Origin of the sequence: Streptomyces apricus (assembly GCF_008369065.1) — a bacterium.
Taxonomy (GTDB): domain Bacteria; phylum Actinomycetota; class Actinomycetes; order Streptomycetales; family Streptomycetaceae; genus Streptomyces; species Streptomyces apricus.
Genome location: NZ_VDFC01000043.1, coordinates 363102 through 373629, shown reverse-complemented (window position 1 = coordinate 373629; position 10528 = coordinate 363102). Strand labels below are relative to the sequence as shown.

At 73.4% G+C, this 10528-nt stretch carries 6 protein-coding genes, 1 pseudogene and 1 riboswitch; of the genes and pseudogenes, 3 read left to right on the top strand and 4 right to left on the bottom strand.

What is annotated here, in order from left to right; genetic code table 11:
- Nucleotides 1-125: 125 nt before the first annotated feature.
- The gene (locus FGF04_RS19865; RefSeq protein WP_149512643.1) at nt 126-2225 is read right to left on the bottom strand and encodes an asparagine synthase-related protein; all 2100 of its coding nucleotides are present in this window, start codon (nt 2223-2225) and stop codon (nt 126-128) included.
- 786 nt (nt 2226-3011) lie between these two features.
- Here FGF04_RS19865 and FGF04_RS19860 point away from each other — a divergent pair.
- The 3 genes and pseudogenes from FGF04_RS19860 to FGF04_RS19850 all read left to right on the top strand — a co-directional run bounded on the left by FGF04_RS19860 (nt 3012) and on the right by FGF04_RS19850 (nt 6708).
- Nucleotides 3012-4436 carry an MFS transporter gene (locus FGF04_RS19860; protein WP_149512642.1) on the top strand — a complete coding sequence of 475 codons (1425 nt, stop codon included), beginning with the start codon at nt 3012-3014 and terminating at the stop codon, nt 4434-4436.
- A 200-nt stretch (nt 4437-4636) separates the two neighbouring features.
- A pseudogene (gene trmB, locus FGF04_RS19855) lies at nt 4637-5356 on the top strand (tRNA (guanosine(46)-N7)-methyltransferase TrmB); the annotation flags it as partial.
- Nucleotides 5357-5415: 59 nt separating this feature from the next.
- Nucleotides 5416-6708: a PrsW family intramembrane metalloprotease gene (locus tag FGF04_RS19850; protein WP_149512640.1), complete on the top strand. Its 1293-nt coding sequence runs from the start codon at nt 5416-5418 to the stop codon at nt 6706-6708.
- A 69-nt stretch (nt 6709-6777) separates the two neighbouring features.
- Here FGF04_RS19850 and FGF04_RS19845 read toward each other — a convergent pair whose 3' ends face one another.
- The 3 genes from FGF04_RS19845 to FGF04_RS19835 all read right to left on the bottom strand — a co-directional run bounded on the left by FGF04_RS19845 (nt 6778) and on the right by FGF04_RS19835 (nt 10481).
- Nucleotides 6778-7722 (bottom strand): aldo/keto reductase, encoded by a 945-nt coding sequence (locus tag FGF04_RS19845; protein ID WP_149512639.1) that lies wholly within the window; start codon nt 7720-7722, stop codon nt 6778-6780.
- A 106-nt stretch (nt 7723-7828) separates the two neighbouring features.
- A complete protein-coding gene (locus FGF04_RS19840) occupies nt 7829-8887 on the bottom strand; it encodes a M23 family metallopeptidase (RefSeq protein ID WP_149512638.1) in 1059 nt (352 codons plus the stop codon).
- Nucleotides 8888-8898: 11 nt separating this feature from the next.
- A riboswitch (cyclic di-AMP (ydaO/yuaA leader) is annotated at nt 8899-9056 on the bottom strand.
- Nucleotides 9057-9314: 258 nt separating this feature from the next.
- Nucleotides 9315-10481, bottom strand: coding sequence for a PP2C family protein-serine/threonine phosphatase (locus FGF04_RS19835; protein WP_149512637.1), 1167 nt, complete (start codon nt 10479-10481; stop codon nt 9315-9317).
- Between the last annotated feature and the right edge of the window lie 47 nt (nt 10482-10528).

Genomic DNA, 10528 nt, shown 5'->3' with positions numbered 1-10528 from the left:
GGCTCCGCCCCAGACCCCGTTGCGCAGTTCCCCGCGCCCCTTTAAGGGGCGCGGGGAACTGCGCGATCAGCCCCCACCGGGCCCGCAGACGAAAGCCGGACAGAACCCGGGGCTGACCGCCGAGGTCAGTGGCGGGAGTGCGTGGGCGCCGCCCCCAACGCCCCCCGCTGCGGCCGGATCCCGGCCGGCACGGCCCGCTGCCGCGCAGGCGTACCCGTCCAGCACGTCCCCCGGCGGTCCAGCAGCCGCCGGAGCCACAGTTCGAGGGAGACCAGGTCCGCGAGGCCCTCCAGGGGGAGGGGCTCGCCCTCGGCCGCCGCCCGGAGGGCCTTGCGGACGACGCGCGCCTCGACCAGGCCCGCCTGGGCCAGCAGCGGCGTGTCGAAGAGGGCCACCAGTTCGTCCACGGCGACCCGCAGCCCCGTACGCGCGGCGGCGTTCGAGGACGCGTGCGAGGGGGCGCCCCAGCCGGGCGGCAGATCGGTGACGCCGGCGCCTTCGAGGACCGTGCGCAGGATCGCGGCCCGCGCACCGGGCTGGACGCGCAGCGCCTCGGGCAGGGCACCGCAGGCGCGGACGACCTGGTTGTCGAGGAAGGGGGCGTGCAGGCGCTGGAAGCGGACCTCGGCGGCCTGTTCGAGGATGCGGAGGTCCGCGGCGTGCCGGGCGAGCGCCGAACGGGCCCGGAAGTCGCCCGGCCGCTGACCGGGGCCGATGCCCGCGCGGCTGCTCGTGCCCGTCAGGCGAACCGATACTTCAGCAAGGGCCTCGCCGGTCAGCCAGCGCGCGGCGGGGCCGGGTCTGGCCCAGGTGAGGGCGGCGAGGGAGGCCCCCGCGGCCCCTTCCGGCTCCTCGAACCGCTTGCGCAGCAGCCGGTCGGCCAGCCCTTCGACGCCGGTCAGGTACGGCGTACGGGACAGCTTGCGCGCCGCTCCGTACACGCGCGCGGGGACCATGACGGAGCCGTCGGCCTTGGTCAAGGCCGCGACGGGGCGCACGAGATGGCGCCGCTTGCGGTCCATGAGCAGGTCGGCGAGGCGGGCGGGGTGCGCGTCCAGGACCTGCCGGGCGCCGTACCCCGTGAAGTGGTCCGCGCTGCCGGCGGCCAGGCGGGCGCGGTGGCGCGCGGCGGTCACCAGGGACGGGCCCGGTTCGTCGGTGAGCGGGCCCTCCAGCTCGGCGTACGGGAGGGTCTCTTCGCCGCCGGCCACGACCACGTGGTGCAGCCGCGGGTTGGCGGCGAGGGTCCCCGCCCGTTCCAGCTCGGCCTCCCGGCCCCTGACCGCCAGGTCGTTGAAGGTGACCGCGAGGAGGCGCTCGCCGGCGCCCGTGCCGTGCCCGAGGACGGTGCCGGGGGCGCCGGGCAGACCGGCGGCGAGCAGGGCGAGCGTGCCGGAGGCGGGTCCTCCGGAGAGGTCGGCGCCGATGCCGGGCACGGGCATGCCGCGGGCGGCGCGCCGCTCGGCGGGCCCCATGCCGGGGACGGGTCCCGGGTCCATGTCGGCTCCCGGTACGTGCCGGGGGGCGGCGAGCCGCGCGCGGACGGCCTCCACCAGGGCGTCCCGGACGCCGTCCACCGCGCTGTCGGCGTCGGCGGTGGGTGCCGCGACGGCGAGCGAGGCCACCGGCTCGTACCCGGCGATCTCCCGTGCACCGGCGCGCAGGATCAGCGCGTGGCCGGGCGGGATGCGCCGCACTCCCTCGTACGGGGTCGAGTCGTGCAGGGCGGCCGGTACGTCGGGGGCGGCGAGCAGGGCGGCCAGGTGCCCGAAGTCGAGGTTGGCCTCGATGAGATCGGCGAGGGGCAGGGCGGCGGTGGCGTAGGCCGTACCGCTCGCCCACGGGGTGTAGAACACGGGCCGCACACCCGCGAGATCGCCGCAGACCATGACGCGGCGGCCCACCTGGACGACGGCCGTGTAACTGCCTGACCAGGCCGTCAGGTGCCGCAGTGCCCCGCCGCGCGCGGCGACCAGGCCCAGGCGCAGTTCCTCGTCGGAGGCCCCGCAGGTGCCGAGCACCACGATGCGGTTCTGCTCGTCGGCCTTGACGACGCGCACCTCGTCGGGGCGCCAGTCGCCGACCGCCCAGAGCGGGTCGGGGTCGCCCCACAGGAGCTGGGAGCCGACCGGGTGCACCGTCTCCCCGTCGCTGCCGGTCGCGCCCGCCGAACCGATCTCGCGCGCACGAGCGGCGGTACTGCTCCATCCCACCAACCACCGCATCGCCGCCTCCACAGGCTGTGGACAACCAGGGCACCGCACGAACCGGTCCCATGCTGCCACGAAGCGAGCGCGCCGGAGGGCCCGCGGGTCCGCTTGCGCTCCCCCGGTGCGCCCCTGGGGAGATGCCCTCTCCGCGGTGAACTCACGCACGGGAAAAGGCGATCGCGAGGAATTGCCCCGTGGGGGGCGATGCGGGCTACGACGTGAATGCGCCCCCGAAACGCTCCCCCAAAACACCCAACGCGCCCTTAAGTACCGTGGTAGACGCGGTTTTCGGCTGCGGAAGGCAGGGGCGATATTCAGCCAAATCGGTGATGGACAGACAGCTTTGCACACGCTCCGTACAGGCTGTGCGCAATGCACAGTCCGGGAGGCGGATGCCGCCTCCCGGACCGGTCCGCCGCCCGCGGGGATGTAGGCGGCGGTGTCCCCCAGCCCACTGGATCCAGTACAGCGGGCCGACCCACGCACCGTCCATCGAAGCGCTCCCCCGGTGGCCGGAGAAGAGCGCACGGACGGGCGCACTGCCACACACCGGGAGCACGGTACGACGCTCCGTGCTCACCGCCGGACCACATTCCCGCCATCCGGAACAATGCCCCTTAACGCTTGGGATGCGGCGAACTACCCTGTGTTTGCCTGTGTTTTCGCGGGAGGCATATTCCTGAGGGCTCAGCCACGTGCTCGTGCGGGTGGGATTCCAGGGACCGGCCGCCCGGGAGGACTGAGCACGAACTGCCGCAGGGCGACACCCGCGCGGCAGCCGTCTGTGTCGAGGGGTGGCGCATGTCCAGGGAGCAACGCGGGCCGAACGAGAAACTCGGCGCCGTTCTCGCCCTCGCGGGAATCAGCAACGCAGGACTCGCGCGTCGCGTCAACGACCTCGGCGCCCAACGCGGGTTGACACTTCGCTACGACAAAACGTCGGTGGCGCGCTGGGTGTCCAAGGGCATGGTGCCGCAGGGCGCCGCGCCGCACCTCATCGCCGCCGCCATCGGCCAGAAGCTCGGCCGCCCGGTGCCGCTGCACGAGATCGGCCTGGCGGACGCGGACCCCGCGCCCGAGGTGGGCCTCGCCTTCCCGCGCGACGTGGGACAGGCCGTGCGCTCGGCGACCGACCTCTACCGCCTCGATCTCGCGGGGCGCCGGGCCGGCTCCGGCGGCATCTGGCAGTCGCTCGCCGGCTCCTTCGCGGTGAGCGCGTACGCCACTCCCGCCTCGCGGTGGCTGATAACACCGGCCGACAGCTCGGTGGCACGGGACGCGAGCCCGATCGAGGGCTCCGGGGCGCCGCTGAAAGTCGGCCACAGCGACGTGGTGAAACTGCGGGAGGCCGCCGAGGACGCCCGGCGCTGGGACTCCAAGTACGGCGGCGGCGACTGGCGTTCGTCCATGGTCCCGGAGTGCTTACGGGTCGAGGCGGCGCCGCTGCTCCTCGCCTCGTACTCGGACGAGGTGGGCCGGGCCCTGTTCGGGGCCAGCGCCGAACTCACGCGCCTGGCGGGCTGGATGGCCTTCGACACCGGCCAGCAGGAAGCCGCCCAGCGCTACTACATCCAGGCCCTGCGCCTCGCGCGCGCGGCGGCCGACGTACCGCTCGGGGGCTACGTCCTGGCCTCCATGTCCCTCCAGGCGACCTACCGCGGCTTCGGCGACGAGGGCGTGGACCTCGCGCAGGCCGCCCTCGAACGCAACCGGGGCCTGGCCACCGCCCGCACGATGAGCTTCTTCCGCCTGGTCGAGGCCCGGGCCCACGCGCGCGCGGGCGACGCCCACGCGGCCGGCGGCGCCCTGAAGGCCGCCGAGGGCTGGCTGGAGCGGGCCCGCGAGGGCGACCAGGACCCGTCCTGGCTCGGCTTCTACTCGTACGACCGCTTCGCGGCCGACGCGGCGGAGTGCTACCGCGACCTGAAGGCCCCGCGCCAGGTGCGCCGCTTCACCGAGCAGGCCCTGTCCAGGCCGACGGAGGAGTTCGTCCGCTCCCACGGCCTGCGCCTCGTGGTGTCGGCGGTCGCCGAACTGGAATCGGGCAACCTCGACGCGGCGTGCGAGCAGGGGGTGCGGGCGGTGGAGGTCGCCGGGCGGATCTCGTCGGCGCGCACCACCGAGTACGTGAAGGACCTCCTGCACCGGCTGGAGCCGTACGGGGACGAGCCGCGGGTCGTGGAGCTGCGGGAGCGGGCGCGGCCGTTGCTCATGGCCCCGGCCTAGGTTCTGAGCCCTCTTCGCGTCTGCGCGGCGCGCGCCGTCGGAGGGTGCGGGCACGTCGTGGCTGGTCGCGCAGTTCCCCGCGCCCCTAAAACACGTCCCCGTGCCCTGGGAAGCAAAAGCCCCGTAGCCGGTCTCCGCCGTACCGGTTGGTGGTTTAAGGGGGTTGTCAGTGGTGCAGGGCAGTATCGGGGACCGGGGGACGGGGCTTCCAGCCCCGCCGCAGCCGGGTGACCCCCGGCCAGGAGGACGCGCTGCAACGGCTGTGGCCCAAGTGGGGCCTGGACATCGACGGCAAGCGCGTCCTCGACCTCCCCGCCCTGTTCGGGGCGGACATCCCGGTCGTCCTGGAGATCGGCTTCGGCATGGGCGAGGCGACCGCCCGCATGGCCGCCGCCGACCCCGGCACCGGCATCCTCGCCGTGGACGTCCACACCCCGGGCCAGGGCAACCTGCTGAACCTCGCGGACCAGGCCGGCCTGACCAACGTCCGCGTGGCCAACGGCGACGCCATCATCCTGCTCCGCGAGATGCTCGCCCCGCACAGCCTCGACGGCCTGCGCGTCTACTTCCCGGACCCCTGGCCCAAGAAGCGCCACCACAAGCGGCGCCTGATCCAGCCGGAGTTCCTCACCCTGGCGGCCTCCTGCATGCGCCCCGGCGCCCTGCTGCACTGCGCGACGGACTGGGAACCGTACGCCGAGGTCATGCTCGACGTCCTGACCGCGCACCCGGACTTCGAGAACACCCAACCCGTGAACGGCGCCGGCAGCGGCTACGCGCCCCGCCCGGACTTCCGCCCCCGCACCCGCTTCGAGGGCCAGGGCCTGGACAAGGGCCACGTGGTGAACGATCTCCTGTTCCGCCGCGTACCGCTTGATGCGAACGCAAGCACGAACAGCGACAAGCGCACGGACACCTGAGCGGCGCCCCGACGGGGCGCTCTCGCGGGCCACGCCCCGACCTCGTTAGGGTTTTTGTCATGGCCACCAGCCCCCCGTTCCCGACACCCCCCGGCCACCGCGCCGGAGGCGACCGTCGGCACGCCCGCTGGTGGCAGCGCACCTGGGTGCGCTACGCCGCGCTGAGCACCCTGCTCACCCTCTCCGGCCTGGTCATCCTGCTGCTGGTGCGCAGGCAGACCGGCACGGAGGGCTTCCTGGTGGGCCTCGGCCTCGCCGTCCTGCCCGTCCCCCTGCTCGTCGCCGCGTTCCGCTGGCTGGACCGGGTCGATCCGGGCCCCTGGCGGAACCTCCTCTTCTCCTTCGCCTGGGGCGCCTGCGCGGCCGCGCTGATCGCCATCGTCGCGAACAGTTTCGCGACGCGGTGGATAGCGACGGCCACCGCGGACCCGTCCCACGCGGACACCCTCGGCGCGACGGTGATAGCGCCGGTCGTCGAGGAGTCGGCGAAGGCGGCGGCGGTCCTGCTCGTGTTCCTGTTCCGCAGACGGGACTTCACGGGGATCGTGGACGGCGTGGTGATAGCGGGCGTCACGGCGACCGGTTTCGCGTTCACCGAGAACATCCTCTACCTGGGCACGGCGTTCGGCACGGACCAGCTGACCGGCGACACCGGCATCTTCTCCGTCACGGCGGCGACCTTCTTCGTACGGGTGATCATGTCGCCGTTCGCTCACCCGCTGTTCACGGTGCTGACGGGCATCGGTTTCGGCATCGCGGCGCTCTCGGCGGAGCGCCAGCAGCTGCGCCGCGTGCTGCTGCCCGTCGTGGGGCTGCTGCTGGCGATGGGGATGCACGCGATGTGGAACGGCTCGTCGTCGTTCGGCGAGTACGGGTTCTTCGCGGTGTACGCGGTCTTCATGGTCCCCGTGTTCGGGCTGCTGACGTGGCTCGCGGTCTGGACCCGCCAGCGCGAACTGGGCACGGTCCGCGAGGAGCTGCCGTCGTACGCGGTCGCCGGCTGGCTGACCGCGCCGGAGCCGTTCGTGCTGGGCTCGATGAGGGCCAGGCGGCTGGCCCGGCAGTACGCCACCCACCACGGCGGACGGGACGCGGGCCGGGCGGTCGCGGAGTACGAGGCGTACGCGACGTCGCTGGCGTTCCTGCGGCACCGGGGGCGGCGCGGCCGTGCGGGGGCGGACTTCGCCGTGCGGGAGCGGGAGTTGCTGGAGGAGCTGTGGGCGCGCCGCGAGCCGGCGCGGCCCGCGCTGGCGTACGCGGCCAGGGCGACGGCCCCGCCCCCGGCGCCGTCGCCCTGGCCGGGGTACGGGTACCCGCAGGGCTCCCCGGCATACAACCCGTACCGCTCCTGACACTTCAGGCCCGGCGCGGGCCGCCCGTGGCCGGTCGCGCGGTTCCCCGCGCCCCTCAAAAGCGTCTCCTCACTCGGACGCGAGCGTCAGCTTCGTGAGGTCCGTGTCCGTGAGTTCCAGGTCCGCCACCGCCAGCAGCGCGGGCAGTTGCGCCACCGTGCGGGCGCTCGCGAGCGGTACGCCGACGGTGGGGCGGGACGCCAGCCAGGCCAGGGCCACGGTCGCGATCTCGGCCCCCCGCTCCTGGGCGACCTCGTCGAGCGCGGCCAGCACCCGCTGCCCGCGCGCCGACTCCAGGTGCCTGCCCGCCGATCCGGCCCGGGCGCTGTCGACCTCGGCACCGGGCCGGTACTTGCCGGTCAGGAAGCCCGAGGCGAGCCCGTAGTAGGGGATGCCGGCCAGACCGCCCCGCGAGGCGACCTCCTGCAGCGGGCCCTCGTAGGTGTCACGGGAGACGAGGCTGTACTGGGCCTGCAGCGCCACGTACCGCGCGAGGCCCTCGCGGTCGGAGGCGTCCAGGGACTCCTGGAGCCGCTCGGGCGTGATGTTGGACGCGGCGACCGCCCGCACCGTGCCGGCGCGCACGAGCTCGTCCAGGGCCCCGAGGATCTCCTCGACCGGCACGGACGGGTCGTCGTAGTGCGTGTAGTAGAGATCGATGTGGTCCGTCCCCAGCCGGCGCAGCGACTCCTCGGCGGCGGCCTTGACGGTGGCGGGGGCCAGCCCTTTGAACCGGGGATGGGCGCCTGCCTTCGTCGCGATCAGGACGTCGGCGCGGTTGCGGCGCGCGGCCAGCCACTCGCCGATGACGGTCTCGGACTCGCCGCCCTCGTTGCCCGGCGCCCAGGACGAGTACGTGTCGGCGGTGTCCACGAAGTTGCCCCCGGCAGCGGTGTACGCGTCGAGGACGGCGAAGGATTCGGCCCGGTCGGCGGTCCAGCCGAAGACGTTGCCCCCGAGGGCCAGCGGGAAGACCTGGAGGTCGGAGGAGCCCAGTGTGCGCAGAGAAGTCATACGAGGAACAACGGCGGTGACGAACGGCCATATTCCGCACACAGGGCCATATCGGGCACGAGGACGCTCCGACCGCGAGCGCCCGTCCGCGTCCGTACCCGCGAACCTACGGAGTGAGCCCGTTCCCCCGCAGCCAGGCCATCGGGTCGATCCCGCTGCCGCCGCTGGTGTGGACCTCCAGGTGCAGGTGCGCCCCGGTGACGTTGCCGGTCGCACCCACGCGGCCGATGACGTCGCCCGTGCTGACCTTCTGCCCGACGCTGACGCCGATCGACGACTGGTGGGCGTACCAGAGCTCCGTGCCGTCGTCGAGCGTGAGGACCGTGCGGTAGCCGTACGACCCGCTCCAGCCGGCCTCCGTGATCGTGCCGCTGTGGATCGCCTTGAGCGGGGTACCCGTGGGTGCGGCGAAGTCCAGACCGGTGTGCTGGCCGGAGGACCACAGCGAGCCGGCCTGCCCGAAGGTCGACGTGATCGTGTACGAGGAGGTGGGCAGCGTGTACTGCTTGGCGAGTTCGGCGAGGCGCTTGGCCTCCGCCTTCGCCGCGGCCTCTTCCTTTTTCTTCTTCTCCGCGGCGGCGGCCTTGGCCTTCGCCTCTTCCCGCTCCTTGGCGGCGGCCTCGGCGGCCTTCTTCGCGGCGGCGGTCTCCGCGGCCTGCTGCGCCTCGCGGTCGACCTGGTCCTGCTGGAGCTCGGCCTGGAGCATGATGCGGGCGCGCAGCGCCTCGCCGGCGTCCGCGTTGCCCTGCTCGGCGTCGGCGGTGGTGAGGCCGACGGCGGTGAGCGGCGTGCTGGGACCCTCGGGGGCCTCTTCGTCGTCGGAGATCAGCGAGCCGACGTTCGGCAGGTCGGGGATCGAGATCGACACCGGCGCCTTGCCGGGCTGCGCGGAGGCCATGCCGCCCGCGCCGACGGCGGCTATGACACCGACGCCCAGGACCGTGGAGCTGCGGGCGAGTCCGCCGCCGCGCTGCTTGGAGACGCGGTGGCGGCCGCGGACGGGAAGAACGGTGTCCGCGCTGGGGTTCCAGACCTCGAAGGTCTCGTCGTCCTTGCGTGCGCCGTAGGCGAAGGTGTAGGTGTCGGGCTTCTTGTCACCCGAGGTCTCCCCCGTCACCTCGTCCGGTACGAACGTGGGCATGGGGGCAGGCCGGTTGGACGCCACGTGGGCGCGCTCCTTTCCTTCCTTCTCGCCTACCGGGTTAGCTGACGGGTTCGGAGCAGGAAGGTCTCCTACGCGCGTCAACCGCGGTGTTCTCCACCGCGAAAGACACGCGATTCACCCCATGTAGGTGGTTCCCCGGTTCCCTTGCGGGATTCGGCGCGTGCGCACGGAGCCGTCTCTTGTGACGGCTGGGACGACCGCGCTGCGTTATCGAACGTTAATAGACCCGGGCACCTGATTCCAAGCCGTTCCCGATGATCGTTAAGGCTCCCGGCCTGGACGTACGGGACATGAGAGGTTCAAACCGGGCGAGTCGATCGGATTTCGCGGGCACCATTTTTCTTGACGGTGCATCAGTTGCTGTGCACTGGGATGCCATTCGGCTACTGGGGGTGACATGGGCCCCGCAGGGGCACGCCCGGCACCCTCACGGCCGCCGCACGGCGAGCAGGGCCATGTCGTCCGCCGCCCCGCCCCCGGTGTACCGCTCGACCTCGGCCACCAGGTCGGTGAGCAGGTCCTGCGGCCCGGTGAAGACCCGTCCGGACAGCTGCCGCGCGGGGTCGAAGAAGACACCCTGCTCGTCCCGGGCCTCGGACAGCCCGTCGGTGTGGAAGAGCAGCATGGCCCCGCGCGGGAACTCCTCCTCCTGGGCGCGGTCGGGCCAGGCCGCCAGGTCGCCCATCCCGAGCGGCAGCGCGGGTTCCGCCGCGGCGAGCGTGCGGACGCTCCCGTCGCCGTGCAGGAGGAGCGGCCCGGGATGGCCGCGGTTGACGAGCCGTACGCCGCAGCCGTCGCGCGGGATCTCGGCGAGCACGGCGGTGATGAAGCCCTCGAAGACCTCGACGGTGCTGCGCCGGACGCCCTCGCGCATCAGCGCCCGTTCCAGCCGCTGGGCCACCCCTTCCAGGGTGGCCTCCTGCTCGGCGGCCTCCCGGAAGGCCCCGATGGCGACGGCCACGCCGGCGACCGCGCCCATCCCCTTGCCCCGTACGTCCCCCACGATGAGGCGTACGCCGTGCGGGGTGTCCTGCACGGCGTACAGGTCGCCGCCGATGAGGGCGTCGGTCTGCGCCGCCACGTACCGCGCGGCGAGGTCGAGCCCGCCGATGCGCGCGGCCGGCTCGGGCAGGACGGCGCGCTGGGCGGCCTCGGCGATCGCGTGCGCGGAGGCCAGCCGGGCGTTGTTCGAGCTCACGAGCCGGTTGATGACGACGGCGAGGCAGGCGACGGTGGCCACGGTGGCGACCTCGGTGATCCCGCTCGCGTCGACGGCGAACCGCACGGTCACCAGGACCATGGCCGCCGTCGCCGCGACGCCCGTCCACACGGTGACGCCGAGCGACAGGAAGGGGGCGGCGACGAGCGGGGCCGCCGAGAGGAAGGGGGCGGCGGTGAAGTACTGCGGGGTGAGGAGGTCGTAGAGGACGCCCGCGACGATCAGCAGCGGCGGCAGCGCACGGACGGAGACACGGGCGTACGCATCGCGCCGGCCCTCGGGCGGCGGGGCCGAAGCCTGCGATCGAGACCGGGACCGGGACTGCGGCTCGGCGGAGTCCGGCGCCCGCTGCTCGACCGCTCGACGCCCGTCCACGTGTCTCCTGCCCTCGGGTCCGCTCCGTCCAGACTTCGGGGAAGGGG

Excerpts from the sequence above, each read along its gene's own strand:
- FGF04_RS19865 (WP_149512643.1), bottom strand. The coding sequence starts at position 2,225 with ATGCGGTGGTTGGTGGGATGGAGCAGTACCGCCGCTCGTGCGCGCGAG.
- FGF04_RS19860 (WP_149512642.1), top strand. The coding sequence starts at position 3,012 with ATGTCCAGGGAGCAACGCGGGCCGAACGAGAAACTCGGCGCCGTTCTC.
- FGF04_RS19850 (WP_149512640.1), top strand. The coding sequence starts at position 5,416 with ATGGCCACCAGCCCCCCGTTCCCGACACCCCCCGGCCACCGCGCCGGA.
- FGF04_RS19845 (WP_149512639.1), bottom strand. The coding sequence starts at position 7,722 with ATGACTTCTCTGCGCACACTGGGCTCCTCCGACCTCCAGGTCTTCCCG.